This is a genomic window from Xanthobacter versatilis (genome assembly GCF_043193975.1).
Classification (GTDB): domain Bacteria; phylum Pseudomonadota; class Alphaproteobacteria; order Rhizobiales; family Xanthobacteraceae; genus Xanthobacter; species Xanthobacter autotrophicus_E.
Map to the genome: position 1 here is coordinate 64,602 of NZ_JBAFVB010000003.1, position 15,277 is coordinate 79,878.

The 15,277-nt window shown below is 63.9% G+C and carries 18 protein-coding genes and 1 pseudogene; 12 read left to right on the plus strand and 7 right to left on the minus strand.

Features of this window, described 5'->3' with window-relative positions:
- The first annotated feature begins 196 nt into the window (after nt 1–196).
- From V5F66_RS07710 to V5F66_RS07725, 4 genes are read left to right on the plus strand one after another with little or no spacing between them, the layout of a single operon-like run.
- Nucleotides 197–847 (plus strand): DUF1285 domain-containing protein, encoded by a 651-nt coding sequence (locus V5F66_RS07710; protein WP_394093598.1) that lies wholly within the window; start codon nt 197–199, stop codon nt 845–847.
- Nucleotides 844–1,524, plus strand: coding sequence for a CoA pyrophosphatase (locus V5F66_RS07715; protein WP_394093599.1), 681 nt, complete (start codon nt 844–846; stop codon nt 1,522–1,524). The genes V5F66_RS07710 and V5F66_RS07715 overlap by 4 nt, the downstream gene beginning before the upstream one ends.
- Nucleotides 1,524–1,784: a DUF6111 family protein gene (locus tag V5F66_RS07720; protein WP_394093600.1), complete on the plus strand. Its 261-nt coding sequence runs from the start codon at nt 1,524–1,526 to the stop codon at nt 1,782–1,784. The genes V5F66_RS07715 and V5F66_RS07720 overlap by 1 nt, the downstream gene beginning before the upstream one ends.
- Nucleotides 1,781–3,001 carry a CCA tRNA nucleotidyltransferase gene (locus tag V5F66_RS07725; RefSeq protein ID WP_393999095.1) on the plus strand — a complete coding sequence of 407 codons (1,221 nt, stop codon included), beginning with the start codon at nt 1,781–1,783 and terminating at the stop codon, nt 2,999–3,001. Before V5F66_RS07720 ends, V5F66_RS07725 begins: the two co-directional genes overlap by 4 nt.
- A 4-nt stretch (nt 3,002–3,005) precedes the next feature.
- Here the strand turns inward: V5F66_RS07725 and V5F66_RS07730 are convergent, their stop codons facing one another.
- The 4 genes from V5F66_RS07730 to V5F66_RS07745 form a co-directional block, all read right to left on the minus strand.
- Nucleotides 3,006–3,233 (minus strand): DUF2158 domain-containing protein, encoded by a 228-nt coding sequence (locus V5F66_RS07730; protein WP_394093601.1) that lies wholly within the window; start codon nt 3,231–3,233, stop codon nt 3,006–3,008.
- Between the two features lie 73 nt (nt 3,234–3,306).
- On the minus strand, nt 3,307–4,254 hold the full coding sequence (hemF, locus tag V5F66_RS07735; protein ID WP_394093602.1) for an oxygen-dependent coproporphyrinogen oxidase: 948 nt from the start codon (nt 4,252–4,254) through the stop codon (nt 3,307–3,309).
- Nucleotides 4,255–4,356: 102 nt separating this feature from the next.
- Nucleotides 4,357–4,821, minus strand: coding sequence for a tRNA (cytidine(34)-2'-O)-methyltransferase (locus V5F66_RS07740; protein WP_012114941.1), 465 nt, complete (start codon nt 4,819–4,821; stop codon nt 4,357–4,359).
- Nucleotides 4,822–4,879: 58 nt separating this feature from the next.
- Nucleotides 4,880–6,115 carry a glycoside hydrolase family 64 protein gene (locus V5F66_RS07745; protein ID WP_012114942.1) on the minus strand — a complete coding sequence of 412 codons (1,236 nt, stop codon included), beginning with the start codon at nt 6,113–6,115 and terminating at the stop codon, nt 4,880–4,882.
- 437 nt (nt 6,116–6,552) lie between these two features.
- On the opposite strand from V5F66_RS07745, the gene petA reads away from it, so the two are divergent.
- The 4 genes from petA (at nt 6,553) to V5F66_RS07765 (ending at nt 10,034) form a co-directional block, all read left to right on the plus strand.
- The gene (gene petA, locus V5F66_RS07750; RefSeq protein ID WP_012114943.1) at nt 6,553–7,080 is read left to right on the plus strand and encodes a ubiquinol-cytochrome c reductase iron-sulfur subunit; all 528 of its coding nucleotides are present in this window, start codon (nt 6,553–6,555) and stop codon (nt 7,078–7,080) included.
- A 37-nt stretch (nt 7,081–7,117) separates the two neighbouring features.
- Nucleotides 7,118–8,392 carry a cytochrome b gene (locus tag V5F66_RS07755; RefSeq protein ID WP_012114944.1) on the plus strand — a complete coding sequence of 425 codons (1,275 nt, stop codon included), beginning with the start codon at nt 7,118–7,120 and terminating at the stop codon, nt 8,390–8,392.
- A 21-nt stretch (nt 8,393–8,413) separates the two neighbouring features.
- Nucleotides 8,414–9,265, plus strand: a complete 852-nt coding sequence (locus V5F66_RS07760; RefSeq protein ID WP_041575651.1) for a cytochrome c1 — start codon at nt 8,414–8,416, stop codon at nt 9,263–9,265.
- Nucleotides 9,266–9,497: 232 nt separating this feature from the next.
- A complete protein-coding gene (locus tag V5F66_RS07765; RefSeq protein WP_394093603.1) occupies nt 9,498–10,034 on the plus strand; it encodes an adenine phosphoribosyltransferase in 537 nt (178 codons plus the stop codon).
- Nucleotides 10,035–10,050: 16 nt separating this feature from the next.
- Here V5F66_RS07765 and V5F66_RS07770 read toward each other — a convergent pair.
- Together V5F66_RS07770 and V5F66_RS07775 are read right to left on the minus strand one after the other, a co-directional pair.
- Nucleotides 10,051–10,215, minus strand: a pseudogene (locus V5F66_RS07770) (JAB domain-containing protein); the annotation flags it as partial.
- A 103-nt stretch (nt 10,216–10,318) separates the two neighbouring features.
- Nucleotides 10,319–10,549 carry a helix-turn-helix transcriptional regulator gene (locus V5F66_RS07775; protein ID WP_092161062.1) on the minus strand — a complete coding sequence of 77 codons (231 nt, stop codon included), beginning with the start codon at nt 10,547–10,549 and terminating at the stop codon, nt 10,319–10,321.
- Nucleotides 10,550–11,252: 703 nt separating this feature from the next.
- Between V5F66_RS07775 and V5F66_RS07780 the strand changes: the two genes are divergently transcribed.
- From V5F66_RS07780 to V5F66_RS07795, 4 genes are read left to right on the plus strand one after another with little or no spacing between them, the layout of a single operon-like run.
- Complete coding sequence (locus V5F66_RS07780; protein WP_394093604.1) at nt 11,253–12,419, plus strand: DNA cytosine methyltransferase; 1,167 nt, start codon at nt 11,253–11,255, stop codon at nt 12,417–12,419.
- The gene (locus tag V5F66_RS07785) at nt 12,416–13,273 is read left to right on the plus strand and encodes a hypothetical protein (protein WP_394093605.1); all 858 of its coding nucleotides are present in this window, start codon (nt 12,416–12,418) and stop codon (nt 13,271–13,273) included. Before V5F66_RS07780 ends, V5F66_RS07785 begins: the two co-directional genes overlap by 4 nt.
- Nucleotides 13,274–14,008 (plus strand): GIY-YIG nuclease family protein, encoded by a 735-nt coding sequence (locus V5F66_RS07790; RefSeq protein ID WP_394093606.1) that lies wholly within the window; start codon nt 13,274–13,276, stop codon nt 14,006–14,008.
- A gap of 19 nt (nt 14,009–14,027) precedes the next feature.
- Nucleotides 14,028–14,444 (plus strand): very short patch repair endonuclease, encoded by a 417-nt coding sequence (locus V5F66_RS07795; RefSeq protein ID WP_394093748.1) that lies wholly within the window; start codon nt 14,028–14,030, stop codon nt 14,442–14,444.
- Here V5F66_RS07795 and V5F66_RS07800 read toward each other — a convergent pair.
- Nucleotides 14,398–15,090, minus strand: coding sequence for a hypothetical protein (locus V5F66_RS07800; RefSeq protein ID WP_394093607.1), 693 nt, complete (start codon nt 15,088–15,090; stop codon nt 14,398–14,400). The genes V5F66_RS07795 and V5F66_RS07800 overlap by 47 nt on opposite strands.
- Nucleotides 15,091–15,277 lie beyond the last annotated feature (187 nt).

Below are 15,277 nucleotides of genomic sequence, written 5' to 3' on the forward strand. Positions count from 1 at the left end.
GCCGCCAAAAGCGGCAATATAACGCCCCGACCCAATCCCGGATCGACGTAGCAAGGGTCGCGCCACCCGGACACAGAGCTTACGATAAGATCGACGGACATCGAACCCCGCTCCCGGCCGTCCGGAACCGAGCGCACTCACGTCGTCGCGAGGCCGTTCCCCGAAAGGGGCTCTGGCCCTGCGGAAGGGAGAAGTCATGCCGGGTGAAGCCCCGAAGGCCACAACCGCGCCCGTTGCCGCTTCCGCCTCCGGCCGCCTCGATGCGCTGATGGCGGCCGTGCGCGAGGCCGGTGGTCGCGGCCCGGCGCCGGTGGAGAAGTGGGACCCGCCCGATTGTGGCGACATTGACCTCGTCATCAAGGCAGACGGCAGCTGGCACTATATGGGAATGCCCATCGGCCGGCCGGCCCTGGTGCGCCTGTTCGCGTCGGTGCTGACCCGGGACGGCGAGCGCTATGTGCTGAAGACGCCGGTGGAGAAAGTGGGTATCCGAGTCGAGGACGCCCCTTTCCTCGCGGTCGAGATGGCGGTGGAGGATGCGGCTGACGGCCGCACCCTGGTGTTTCGCACCAACCTGGACGATCTGGTGCGTTGCGGCCCCGGCCACGCCCTGCGCTTTGCCCCCGGCGGTGCCCCCGGCGAGGTGGTGCCCTATGTCCATGTGCGGCGCGGCCTTGATGCTCGGCTGACCCGGGCGGTCCATCTCGACCTCATGGGGGAGGGTGAGGTGCGCGCGGAGGGCGGCGTCCCCATGTTCGGGGTTGGCTCGGCGGGCGTTTTCTTCCCCATCCTGCCGGCGGCCGATCTGGGGCTCGAATTTGGGGCCGATGTGGATTTTTCCGAATGACGCACCACACCGACGCGGAGGCGTCCGTCGCGACTGGGACAGCCGACGGCCTTTCTGATTTTCTCGCCCGCGCGGCGGCGCGCCTGTCTTCCGAGCCGCCGCCCTTCTATTCGCAGGCGGCCTTCCTCGGGCTCAATGGCGATCATGCCCTCCAGCCGGAGAAGGCGAGCCTCGCGCCGGCGGCGACGCCACGCCATGCGGCGGTGCTGGTTCCTGTGGTGGCCCGGCCGGAGCCTACCATCCTGCTCACCCTGCGGTCGTCGAGCCTTTCCAACCATGCCGGGCAGATCGCCTTTCCCGGCGGGCGGGTGGACCCCGGCGACCGGGACGAGCTCGATGCCGCCCTGCGGGAGGCGCGAGAGGAAGTGGGGCTCGATTCGCAGCTGGTACGGCCGCTCGGCTATCTGGACGGCTATCTCTCCGGCACCGGATTCTGGATCGCGCCGGCAGTGGGGCTGGTCGATCCAGCCTACACGCTGACCCTTAATCCGGCGGAGGTGGATGAGGCGTTCGAGGTACCGCTCAGCTTCCTCATGAGCCCGCGCAATCATGAGCGCCAGTCGCGCGACTGGAAGGGCACGCTGCGCCATTTCTACGTTATGCCTTATGAAGGGCGGAACATCTGGGGGGCGACCGCAGGCATGCTGCGCAACCTCTACGAAAAGGTCTACGCCTGATGCTGCGCAGCTTCCTGGTCGAGTTCGCGCTCTTTCTCACGCCGTTCCTGCTCTACGGCGCTCTGCTGCTTGCCACCAAGGGCTCGGTGGTGCCGGAGCACTGGTCGCCGCGCGCCCTTGCGCTGGTGGCGGCGACGGCCGTGGCGCTGGTGGTCGCCGGCCTGTTCCTGTTCGAGCACGGCAATGTGGCCCCGCCCGGCAGCCGCTATGTGCCCGCCCAGGTGAAGGACGGCGTGTTCGTGCCGGGGCGTTTCGAATGAGCCTGTCCATCGTCGGCGCGCCGTTCTGGCGCACGCCGGGCCTCATGGCCGTGCTGGCCGCGCTCAATGCGGACGGGGAGGAGGCGCGCGTGGTGGGTGGCGCGGTGCGCAACACCCTCCTCGGCCTTCCGGTCTCGGACGTGGACATCGCCACCACCGCCGTTCCCGAGGTGGTGGCCGAGCGGGCGCGCAAGGCCGGCCTGAAGCCGGTGCCCACCGGCGTCGAGCATGGCACCGTGACCGTGGTGGCGGACCACCACGCCTTTGAGGTCACCACCCTGCGCGAGGACATGGAAACCGATGGCCGCCGCGCGGTGGTGCGCTTCGGCCGCAGCTGGCTGCATGATGCCGAGCGACGGGACTTCACCCTCAACGCCCTCTATGCGACGGCTGACGGGGCGGTGGTGGACCTGGTGGGCGGCCTGTCGGATCTCACCGCGCGGCGCATCCGCTTCATCGGCGACCCGCAGGCGCGCATCCGCGAGGATTACCTGCGCATCCTGCGCCTGTTCCGCTTCCATGCGGCCTATGGCGCGGGGCCGGTGGACAAGGACGCCTTCATCGCCAGCGTGCGCCGGCGGGCCGGCCTTCTCACCCTGTCGCGGGAGCGGGTGCGGACCGAGATGCTGAAGCTGCTGGTGGCGCCGGGCGCTGCGGCGACCCTCGCCGTCATGAGCGATGCCGGCCTCGTCCAGCCGCTGATCGCCGGCATCGCCGACGTGGGGGCGTTCACGCGGCTCGCGGCGCTGGAGCGGGACTGGCAGGCGAAGCCCGACGCCATCCGCCGGCTCGCGGCTCTCGCCGTGCGCGTCAGTGATGACGCGGCGCGCCTGCGCGACCGGTTGCGGCTGTCCAATGCGGAGGCCCGCCGGCTCGCGGCCCTGTCCGCGACCGTGCCGGACCTTCCCGACGCCCGGGCGGTGCGCGCGTTTCTGTACCGGAACGGCGTGGATTCGGCGCTCGACCTGGCGTTGCTCGCCGCAGCCCATGGCCGCGGGGGGATGGAGGCGGTGGCGGCCATGGCGGCCTCCTGGACTCCACCGCGCCTGCCGTTCGCCGCGGCCGACCTGATGGGGCTGGGGCTCACCCCCGGCCGCGCGCTCGGCGCGGCCCTGGCCCGGGCCGAGGCACGATGGATCGCCGCCGACTTTCCGACGGATCCGGACGTGGTCGCCGGCCTCCTCGCGGAGGCGGTCAAGGCCTCGTCTGCCGCCTGAGGCGTCAGTCCTCGTCTTCTTCCTCTTCGTCTTCGTCTTCTTCCTCTTCTTCATCCTCGAAATCGGCGACTTCGAGCTTCTCGAGGGCGATGACAGGAAGGGTGTGGGTGCGGAAGGCGTCGTCCTCCTCCGCGTACCAGACCACGGACACTTCGGTTTCCGAGGCCGTCACCACGGTGAGGGCAGGGCTGCCGGACTTGAGCTGAACGATATCTCCGGGTGCGAATGCCATGGCTTCAGTCTCCCGCTGTCGTCGATGCGCGACGCCGCCGGGCCAGCCTTAGCCGGCGTTCATGACGGGCCGATCACGGCCACTTCACCACGGGCGGCATGGAGGAGAGGATCGAATCCACGTTGCCGCCGGTCTTCAGGCCGAAGATGGTGCCCCGGTCGTACAGCAGGTTGAATTCCACGTAGCGCCCGCGCCGCACCAGCTGTTCCTCGCGCTCCGCCGCGCTCCAGGGCTGGCCCATGTTGGCCCGCACCAGCTTCGGATAGATGTCGAGGAAGGCGAGCCCCACGTCGCGGGTAAAGGCGAAATCGTTGTCCCAGGTCCCGGTGCCGGACGAGGCGCTGTCGAGATAATCGTAGAAGATGCCGCCGATGCCGCGCATCTCGTTCCTGTGCTTCAGGAAGAAATAGTCGTCGCACCACGTCTTGTAGCGCGCGTAGTCGGCCACCGTGTGGGCGGTGCAGGCACCTGCCATGGCGGCGTGGAAGGCTACCGTGTCCGGGTCGTCCTGGGTGCGGCGGCGGTCGAGCACGGGGGTGAGGTCGGCCCCGCCGCCGAACCATGCCTTGGTGGTGACCACGAAGCGCGTGTTCATGTGCACCGCGGGCACGTGCGGGTTGGCCATGTGGGCAATGAGGGAGATGCCCGACGCCCAGAAGCGCGGATCCTCCGCCGCGCCGGGGATCTGGCTGCGGAATTCGGGTGCGAACTCCCCGAACACGGTGGAGGTGTGCACCCCCACCTTCTCGAACAGGCGTCCGCGCATGAGCGCCATGGTGCCGCCGCCGCCTGGCGCGCCCGTATGGTCGGTGCGCGACCAGGGGGTGCGGGCGAATCGGCCGGGCGCGCCGGCATAGAGGGCGGCGTCCGCCTCACTCTCCAGCGCCTCGAAGGCGGCGATGATGCGGCCCTGCAGGTCCTCGAACCAGGAGCGGGCGCGGTTGCGGCGCTCCTCCAGGATCCCATCGCCGGCGGTTTCGGGTGCGGACGCCGCGTCGGGCGCTGAGGTCGAGGGGCACATGGGGCGCTCCGCCTGTCTTGATCGCCTTGGGACCAGATCTTGTTGGTTCGGGCTTTTATCGCTTCGGCGCGGCGGAAGAAAGCAAGGCGGCAGGCGCCGGGTTCAATCCGGCAGGCCGCCAGTCTGGCGCAGGGCCTCGGCCAGCGCGATCCCCGCGCTCACCGCCACGTTGAGGGAGCGCACCCCGGCCCGCATGGGGATGCGCAGGCGGGCGTCGGCCACGGCGTGGACGCTCTCGGGCACGCCCGCCGATTCCCGGCCGAACAGCAGCACGTCATCCGGCTGGAAGCGGAAGCCGAACAGGGGCTCGGCGCCCTGCGTGGTGAACAGGACCACGCGCCGGCCCTCGGCCCGCCGCTCTGCGTCGAAGGCGGCGAAGGACGCATGCCGCCGCCACGTTACCTGGTCGATATAGTCCATGCCGGCCCGCCGAAAGCCGGCGTCCCCCACCGGGAAGCCGGCCGGCTCGATGATGTGGACCTCGATGCCGAAACAGGCGCCGATTCGCAGGATCGTCCCGGCATTCTGGGCAATGTCGGGACAGTACAAGGCGATGCGCACGGCCATGATCTGGGGTGAAACCGGTCCGTGGGCTGCGATCGAGCCCGCGGCGGGGTTCGCATCGTCAGTTGCAGGTCATGGAACTCATGCTGGTGCTCAGCGGAAGCAGCGTCAAGGTCACCGACGTGGGACTGGTCAGCGAGATGTTGCTGCTGCGCGCGCAAACGTCGTCATAGGGGAAGGTATAGGCGCCCTGATTGATGGAGAGCGCGTGGATGGTGCTGGAGTACAAATTCTGCGGCGGCAACGAATAGGGAACCACGCCCTGGCAGGTGGAGAGCGAGTTCGTAGTGGTATTCAGGAAGGTCGAACGCAGGAAGGCGGCCTGGATGTATTTCTGCAGCTGGGGCGCCGTTGCCGCGGGGCCGCTCACGGGCGGCGCGCCGTTCTGCCAGACATACACGGTGCTCGGCTTGCCGAAGACGTTGGCAGGGTTGCCGTTGTTCGGCTTCAGGACGATCTGGTTGTTCTGGATCTTGCCGGAATAGAGCGTGCCATCGTCGCCGGTGATGGTGAACGTTTGTCCCGGCGTCGCGAATTTGGAGAACACCTGGCCGATGTAGCTGCTCAGGTAGTTGTTCGGAAAATAATTGGGATGCGACGAGGGAAGCGCCATCGCCTTTTCCGGCACCAGGATGCGGATCGGGCGCTTCCTGGTGTCGTAGACGACGAGCTTGTTCCACGGCGCAGAGGCCAGCGCCGGCACGACCTTGGTGCTGGTGGTCTGGTCCTTGAAGCCGGAGGTGAACGTCGTGGCCCGGCCTCCGGGTGTCCCGCTGAGGGAGAGGGTCATCGGGATGCTCAGGGCGTCCACCTGGGTGGTGTCGATATCCATCGAGGTGGTGCTGCCCGAGGGAACCCAGTCGAACTCGGCGAAGTCCAGGACGGTATTGAAGTTCTTGTTTGTGGGCACCCAGGTGGCCGGCGTGTTGGGGGCGATCTGGGGCGGCGTGTCGCCGGTCTGGCTGGCGGTGGTCCAGGCCGGCGCGCAGAAGGAGACGTAGATTCGCCCCGAATTGATCTGGGGAATCTTGAAGGTATAGCTCAGTGCCGTGGTTGAAAATCCATAGTCCGTCGGCGTCGGATTGACGGTAAATTGCCTGGTATTGCCGTTCGCGTCGCTGTAGATGTGAATCGCTGGATTTTGAGGACTCCGTCCCAGGACCGTTATGTACATCTTACCCTTGATGCCGGTCTTGTTGATGATCGTGACCGGTAGTGTCTGCGCATCCGCTGCTTGCGGAATGCCGGCGCAGGCGAGCGCCGCTGCCGCGGCGGAACAGAAGACCCACGTGCGCATATGCTCCCCCTTGATCGGCAGTTGAAATAGCGGTGCTAGCTTTGGCGTTTGAGGTTCCGCAGGACGAACGACAGACCGGTTCCGGTCCGTGCGCAGGGGTCCCGCGGGAAGAACGTTATCGTTGGCGCGATGGTCATACAATACCTGAGCTTGGCCTTGGGGCCTTGCCCGCCTCAGCCGCGGGCGGATGACGCTGCGTCGCCGGTGCAAGCCTTACCTTAAGGTGAGCGAAGCTTATCGCAGAGATTCGACAGGCCGGTGTCGCACGACAGGACCGCGTGCCGCACGGCCACGATCTGGACAAGATGGGGCGGGGGTGCAATTAGAGGCGCTTGAAAGTGGCGCCGCATGGGCTCATGCGACGCCGCATCGCGTGTGGCCTGCGTTCCTCTGGATCGGGGCGCGCGCCGAGACGATAACAGATCGGGGACTGCGCCGTGGCACATACGGAGACGTCGGACACGACGACGCGTCGGGATTTCCTCTACATCGCCACGGGCGCGGTGGGCGCCGTCGGGGCCGCCGCGATGGTGTGGCCGTTCATCTCCCAGCTGCAGCCCGACGCCTCCGTGCTCGCGCTCTCCACCACCGAAGTGGACATTTCCCCCATCGCCGTGGGGCAGATCGTGACCGTCCAGTGGCGCGGCAAGCCCATCTTCATCTCCCATCGCACTCCGGCGGAGATCAAGTCGGCGCAGGACGTGCCGCTCTCGGAACTGAAGGATCCCCAGCCCGACCAGGACCGCGTGAAGGCGGGTAAGGACCAGTGGCTGGTGGTGATCGGCATCTGCACCCACCTCGGCTGCGTGCCGCTCGGCCATCAGGGCCAGTACAACGGCTGGTTCTGCCCCTGCCACGGCTCGGTCTACGACACGTCGGGCCGCATCCGGCAGGGACCGGCGCCGCTCAACCTCGCGCTCCCGCCCTACACCTTCACCACCGACACCAAGATCGTGATCGGCTGACGCGCGCATCGTCGCCGCTTTCAAAAAGGTTGGACCCATGGAAGGACATTCCACCTACCAGCCCAAGGGGAAGGTCGCGCAGTGGTTCGAAAGCCGCTTGCCGATCGTCGGGCTGATTCATTCCTCGGCCATCGCCTATCCGGTGCCGAAGAATCTCAATTACATGTGGACCTTCGGTGCCATCCTGAGCTTGATGCTGGTCTGCCAGATCATCTCCGGCGTGGTGCTCGCCATGCACTATGTGGCGTATGCGCCGGTGGCTTTCGAGCGCGTCGAGCACATCATGCGCGACGTGAGCTACGGCTGGCTGATCCGCTACATCCACGCCAACGGCGCCTCCATGTTCTTCATGGCGGTGTACATCCACATGTTCCGCGGCATGTATTACGGGTCCTACAAGGCCCCCCGCGAAGTGCTGTGGATCCTCGGCGTGATCATCTACCTGCTCATGATGGCCACCGGCTTCATGGGCTACGTGCTGCCCTGGGGCCAGATGTCCTTCTGGGGCGCCACCGTGATCACCAACCTGTTCTCGGCCATCCCGCTGGTGGGTGAGACCATCGTGCAGTGGCTCTGGGGCGGCTATTCGGTGGGCGCGCCCACGCTGAACCGCTTCTTCTCGCTCCACTACCTGCTGCCGTTCATGATCGCCGGCGTGGTTGGCCTGCACATCTGGGCGCTCCACCATGTGGGCCAGAACAACCCGGACGGCGTCGACATCAAGAACGTGGCCAAGGATTCGGTGCCCTTCACCCCCTACGCCACGATCAAGGACACCTTCGCGATGGTGGTGTTCCTGATTTTCTTCTCCTGGTTCATCTTCTACATCCCGAACTATCTCGGCCACTCGGATAACTACATCCCGGCCAACCCGCTCTCGACCCCGGCCCACATCGTGCCCGAATGGTATTACCTGCCGTTCTACGCGATCCTGCGCTCGGTGCCGGACAAGCTGGGCGGCGTGCTGGCCATGTTCGCGGCCATCGCAGTGCTGGCGTTCCTGCCCTGGCTCGACACCTCCAAGGTGCGCTCGGCCAAGTATCGCCCGCTGTTCCGGCAGTTCTTCTGGGTGTTCGCGGCGGTGTCCGTCGGTCTCGGCTATCTCGGCTCGCAGCCGGCCGAGGGCGGCTACGTCATCGCCTCGCGCATCTTCACCGTCTATTACTTTGCCCACTTCCTCGTCATCCTGCCGCTGCTCGGCCTGTTCGAACGTCCGAAGCCTGTGCCGGCCTCCATCGCGGACGCCGTCCTTGCCAAGAGCAAGGGTGGAGCGGTGGTGGTCGCCGGTGCGGCCGGCCCCGAGACCAAGTGAGCCGGCGCGGAGAGAACAGCAATGACCATTCGTAGCAGTCTCTTCGGTGCCGTCGCGGCGGCGCTCCTCCTGGCCTCGGGCACGGCCGGCGCGCTGGCGTCGGAAGGCGGCGGCGGTCACGACGGCCGCCCGCCTCGCCTGTCCTGGTCGTTCGCGGGCCCCTTCGGCACCTACGACCGTGGCCAGCTCCAGCGCGGCTTCAAGGTGTTCAAGGAAGTGTGCAGCGCCTGCCACTCGGCGAACTACCTGTACTTCCGCAACCTGGCCCAGCCGGGCGGCCCCGGCTTCACCGAGGCCCAGGCCAAGCAGGTGGCTGGCGAGTACCAGATCACCGACGGTCCGAACGACGCCGGCGACATGTTCCAGCGTCCCGGGCGCCTGTCGGACCACTGGCCGGCGCCTTTCCCGAACGACAACGCCGCCCGCGCCGCCAATGGTGGTGCGCTGCCGCCGGACTTCTCGGTTCTGGCCAAGGCCCGCTCCTACCACGTGGGCTTCCCCGGCTTCATCACCGACGCCTTCATCCAGTATCAGGAGCATGGCGTGGACTATATCCACGCGTTGCTCACCGGTTATGAGGATGCGCCCGCCGGTGTGCATCTCCAGCCGGGCCTGAACTACAACAAGTATTTCCCGGGCAACCAGATCGCCATGCCCAAGCCGATCAGCGACGGCCAGGTGGAATACCCGGATGGCGCCCCGCAGACGGTGGACCAGTATGCGAGCGACGTCGCCGCCTTCATGATGTGGGTGGCGGAGCCGAAGCTCGAGGAGCGCAAGCGCATCGGCTTCCAGGCGATGATCTTCCTCATCGTCCTGTCCGGCCTGCTCTACTTCACCAAGAAGAAGGTGTGGCAGAACGTGGCGCACTGAGCCAAGTTTCGTCCCCGACGATCAAGGGCCCTTCGGGGCCCTTTTTCGTTTGCGGGCTCCGCCGGAAAGCCCCACGGCCCCGCCCGGGATCGCGAGGCCGGCGCAGGCGTGAGCGCTGCGCGAAGCGACATCGGTTGTGCGTCTCGCCCGTTCGTGAGGCGGTGGCGCGTCAACGTGCTTTTCCTTCGGCGTGTCCGGCCCTAAGGAAGCGTAGCCATTCCCGGAGCGCTCGATGTCACCTGACGATTTTGCCGCCAGCATCCGCACCATCCCGGACTATCCCAAGCCGGGCATCCTGTTCCGCGACATCACCACCCTGCTCGGCGACGCCCGCGCCTTCCGCCGGGCGGTGGACGAACTGGTGCAGCCCTGGGCGGGTGCCAAGATCGACAAGGTGGCCGGCATCGAGGCGCGGGGCTTCATCCTCGGCGGGGCGGTGGCGCACCAGCTCTCGGCAGGCTTCGTCCCGATCCGCAAGAAGGGCAAGTTGCCCCACCAGACCGTCCGCATGGCCTACGCCCTCGAATATGGCGAGGACGAGATCGAGATGCATGTGGATGCCGTGATGCCCGGCGAGCGCGTGCTGCTGGTTGACGATCTCGTCGCCACCGGCGGCACCGCCACCGGCGCGGTGAAGCTGCTTCAGACCTGCGGTGCCATGGTGGAAGCGGCCTGCTTCATCGTCGACCTGCCGGATCTCGGTGGCGCGGACAAGCTGCGGCGCGCGGGTGTGTCGGTGCGCACCCTGGTGTCCTTCTCCGGCCATTGAGGGCCAGCCGGCGCCATCAGATCAGCCTGAGCCCCTTCAGGCTGGCGTGCCCGTCCTTGCCGACGATGATGTGGTCGTGCACCTCGATGCCCAGCGGCTTGGCCACGTCGATGATCTTGCGCGTCATGTCGATGTCGGCGCGCGACGGGGTCGGGTCCCCGGAGGGGTGGTTGTGGACCACGCCAACGAGATTTCCAACCTGCTGATTTTGCAGTATTATTCTGGAAGTTTGGAGATGATGGTGCCGCGCATTGGGATCGGTTGTTCGTGCCCGACCGTGATAATCACGCCTGATCACCCGTGTGTTCGACAAGTCGTTTGGATGCACGGCACTGCACTTTATTCTTTTCGTCCCACTCATCAAGCTCGTCAACTGGATAGAGCACCGCCTTGCCAACTTTGACGAACGAAGGACCATGACGCATGGCGCGCCAATTTCGGAGGGTCCCAACGGAGATGCCACCGCGGTAGCGCTCCGCCACCTCTTCCGGAGTAAGGAATTTGCTTTCTGCCATTTCTGCCTCCGTCCGCCGCAACGACTGAGGTCGTGTCGCCGATTCTAGGTTGACGATCGCGTGTAGGCGATGAGGCCGAAGGCCGTCCCTCCGGATCACCACTTTCATCACCCAGGCCCGGGCGCTCACGCTTCTGCACCGACATCAATGCTGTGCAATTTTCTTCCGCAAAAGCGCTTTCAGGTGAGTGTCGGGAAAATGGATACAGGCGACGCCACATCGGCGGGGTTGCGCTCTCTGCCAGGTGACCGCGGCAGCGGTCAGGTGCGGCATAGGTGTCGCTACGTCGACGAATGAGGCGTTTTTCGAGGTCACTGCGGGGCGGTTGCAGGCGGGGGGGGGAAGACGCGACTCCCTTCAAAAAGTGGTTTGTCTACCATATCCACAGGTTTTGCGGTGATGCGAAACTGTAATAAGATCAACTAGTTGCCAAGATAGGATTTCAAGCCGCCGCAGGTCGAGATTGGCGCTAGGTGCAGTATAGGTGCAGGGAGCGCCGGCTGTAATCGGCGGCAAAAGGGTGGGGACATTCTCATACCTTCGGCCCTCTCCGGCCACGGTTCCTTCGTGCGCTTATGAAAGCCTGCGACGAACATTGCGGTGCGAAGACTTTCCGTCTCCTCTATGAATTCACGTGAACAATGCTAGAGTGAGAACGAACCGTAAACGACTGTCGGGTATGCTGATGGATGCTGAGGGCCAAATGACGGACACCACCAAGCCTACTTTCTACGAATTTTTTGCCGGTGGAGGAATGGCCCGCGCCGGTCTCGGCGGCGACTGGAAGTGCGTTTTTTCGAATGACTTCGATTTTAAAAAGGGCGCGGCATATCAGTCCAACTGGGACAAGGACGGTCAGACGGTCCTCAAGGTGGGCGACATCCGTACGGTCGAGATAAGCGAGCTGCCGGGCATCGCTGATCTCGCCTGGGCATCCTTCCCGTGCCAAGATTTGTCACTAGCTGGCGGCGGCGCTGGTCTTCGGGGCGAGCGCTCCGGCACCTTCTACCCGTTCTGGGACATTGTGAAGCTTCTAATCGCTGAGGGTCGTGCCCCGCGAGTGGTCGCGCTTGAGAACGTCACCGGCACATTAACTAGCCACAGCGGCAAGGATTTCGAGGCAATATGCCAGACCTTCGCTGAGAACGGCTATCGATACGGCGCACTGGTGATCGACGCCGCTCTGTTCGTGCCGCATTCGCGTCCGCGTCTGTTTGTTGTTGGTGTCCGTGACGATGTTGAAGTCGAGGACGCCATGGTTTCCCCCGGTCCGATCGAGCCTTTCCACACCCGCGGCCTGCAGGCGGCCTACGAACGGATAAATGACGATGCTAAAGGGAAGTGGTTGTGGTGGAACATGCCCACGCCGCGGCATCGCAACACCGTTTTTGCAGATCTTATTGAGGAAGAGCCAAAGAGCGTAAAGTGGCATACTGCTGCGGAGACCACGAAGCTACTCGCTCAGATGTCGCCTATCAACCTGGCGAAGGTCGAGGCTGCCAAACGCGCCGGACGTCGCATGGTCGGTGCCGTGTATAAGCGAACGCGCATCGAAAATGGCATAAAGCACCAGCGCGCTGAAGTGCGCTTCGATGATTTAGCAGGTTGCCTTCGCACGCCTGCCGGCGGCTCGTCGCGGCAGGTTATCGTTGTGGTCGACGGCAATCGCATTCGCTCGCGCCTCATTTCTTCCCGCGAGACCGCACGCCTTATGGGGCTCGATGAAGAGTACGTGCTTCCGAAGAACTACAACGAGGCCTACCACCTTACTGGCGATGGCGTCGCTGTGCCCGTCGTGAGGCATCTAGCCCATCACTTGATCGAGCCCCTCCTCAAGCGCCAAAAGGCCCAGGATGCTGCTGCTGCATGAGCGTCATTCCCTGTGAGCAGAACGCTGGCCTACGCGACCAGATAGAGAAATTCGCAGAGGTCCTCAAGACCCAAGCTCATCTGCTTGGCGAGCATGGGCTCGACGAAAAGGAGTTCTGCAATTCCGGCCTGTTCCGGGGTGCGATTGAGCGTATTCGAGGGCAGTACTCGGCGACTATGCGGCCGAAGCGGGAGTTCGTGCAGCATGTTCTCAACCACATGGAGGACTCTGGTCTGATCGAGGGTTGGGATCTCAGCGAGGCAGCCGAGCGCAGTGACTATTGGGTCCGCTTAACGCATGGCCGCAACGCAGTGATCGCCCTTACAGGCGGCATGGATGGGAACAACGTCACTCTATTCGAACGCCCTGGCTCTGCGGACGAGTTCATCATCTGGAGCATTATGACTAATGCTGCCGGCGATCCTCGGCGCAATGCGTGGTCTGGTATCCACACCCGGCTGTCGGCCGAAATGATCGCACGCGACCAGCAAGTCGATGGTGTGATCATATGGGACATGGTGTGCGGTACCGTTGGCCGGCCGTGCCCAAAGATCATGGGGGCGGATGAACCCAGGCTCACCGACCTCGGTCCTTTCCGCGTTCCGCCACCGTGCGTCTACATGTTCCCCGCTATCGTGCCAGCTGGTGCCGTAACGAAGGCCATCGCGCAGCAGCTCGCCGACGTCACGCTGCTGCAGGCTTTCCACACCTGCTTTGGCGGCCGGGACGACGAGGTCAACTTCGTGGATTTCGAAATTCAGCTCACCGGTTCCGAAACCTGGCGGAAGACTACCGTGACCCGTGCAGGTATAGTCCAGGTCGAATCGGAGATGACTCCAATCCGGAGGGGCTGAATGGCGGCGGAGAAGAAACCGGACAATATCAATATCCCACCATTCGAGACCGAGGACCTTCGCCGTAACCTAGTCACCTTCCTTGACAGCGAATTTGACGACGCCATCACAGGCGGGAAGCGTCGCATCGGCAATTTCAGGTGGGGCGTTTACATCTTCTACGATTATGACGGTGAGCCCATCTATGTCGGGCAGACCAACGAGATGCTCCGCACCCGCATCCGCCGTCACCTTACCAACCAGCGGACCGATGCGGTGGCTATGTCCGTCCTCGACCCGTTCGAGGTCTATGAAATTGAGGTATTCCCCCTCCCACAGTTTCAGGACATTAATAGCACCACAGACCGGGCAGCAGCGCGGGCGCATCTAAATGCACTGGAGTATGCTGTTTTCGGCAAGGCGATCGCAGGTAGCCAGTTTAAGGCGATCCTCAACGAAAAGGACCCGCCTGTACCGACCGTGTCGATTGAGATTCCGCCTTCTTTCAAGTTGCGCGTCGTTTCAGATGAGGTCGCTAATATCAGGAGCCATCCCGATTTCCGGATTGCCCGCCGCAGCCTAATCATCTCGCGCCTAGCGCAGGTGATATCCGAACGTAAGGTTCAGGGCGGCCTACGTCGGGTTCTGTTGACGCAGGCGAAACGCCTGCAGTGGCTTGCGGAACGTCGCTACCTGGCCCTAGGCGGTGCCGCGTCTGTCGAGACAGAGAATGGTGACGAAGGCGAAAACGACTGATCCCCAGCGCAGCGCGGTAATGAGGGCGGTTAAGTCGAAGGACACGGCGCCTGAAATGGTCGTGCGTCGGCTGGTACATGGGCTGGGCTACCGGTACCGGTTACATCGCAGGGACTTGCCGGGCAATCCAGACTTGGTGTTTCCCGGTCCGCGCAAGATTGTGCTCGTCAACGGATGTTTCTGGCATGGCCACGACTGCGCCCGGGGTGCAAGACAACCGAAGGCAAACTCGGAGTATTGGAAAGCCAAGATTAACTGCAATGTTGAGCGCGATCAGCGCAATTTCCGGGCGCTGCAAAAGGCCGGGTGGCAGGTGCTGATCATCTGGGAATGCGAAACCAAAGCGAGAGACCGCGAGCGGCTCATGGAGTGCCTCGAGAGTTTTCTTTCTACCAGGCCACCTCACAACCCAGATAGTCGCGGAACACCATTCTGACGCGATTACCATCGTGCTGCGTCACCCGGTAACGATATCTGCCTTCCTGGACGACCAGCCAGCCTTCGGAGAAGACGTCCGGGCCGGCGATTAACAACCGGTTCAGCGCTCTACTTCCCACCTCTGGCCACAAGTCGAACGCTTGTTCGTCTTGTTCGAAAAGTCTGCGTTCGTCTGCCGACATAAGCTCCAGGGGCTTGATCGAAACGAATTCGGGTTCATCGATCTGGGGCTCGTTCAGTTCATACGCCATATGGCAGCGGGCGTGCTTGATCACCACACGCTTGATACGGTTCATATCGGCATCCCAAACGATGCGACCGTCCTTATCCTGCCGCGTGCTTGCCAAAGTTGCCGCGAGCTTCGCATCGTTTCTAAGCGTTTGCGAGATCTTCGACCGTTCGATCTGGTCAGGATCGACGAGCCCCACCATCACGCATTCCAGCAAGCAGGCCATGTACTGCTCATCGAGGGAGAATCCATGATTGCATTCACGGCATGAGGACGCGACCGCTACATTATCGGGAAGCGGTTCGTCGAGGAAGACTTTCGAGGGAACATGATCCCGGCTTTCGTCGGCACCGCTACCGCAATGCACGCAATATCCCTTATTTCTGTCGTCGCCGTAGTCTGGGATTTGTCTCATCGGCTAGCCCCCTTAAACTTTGAATCCAAGCATAGCAGGTGTAATCGGAGCTTGTTGGTCTCACGCAGCCTTCAACCCGAAGAGGTCATCCCCGGGTGGCCCGCTGGAAGGTGACGTTGGTATCAGTATGCAGACTGCAAGAATGGCGTGGCGCGATAGGGCAGTGATGAAGTCGTCTCTTGGGCAG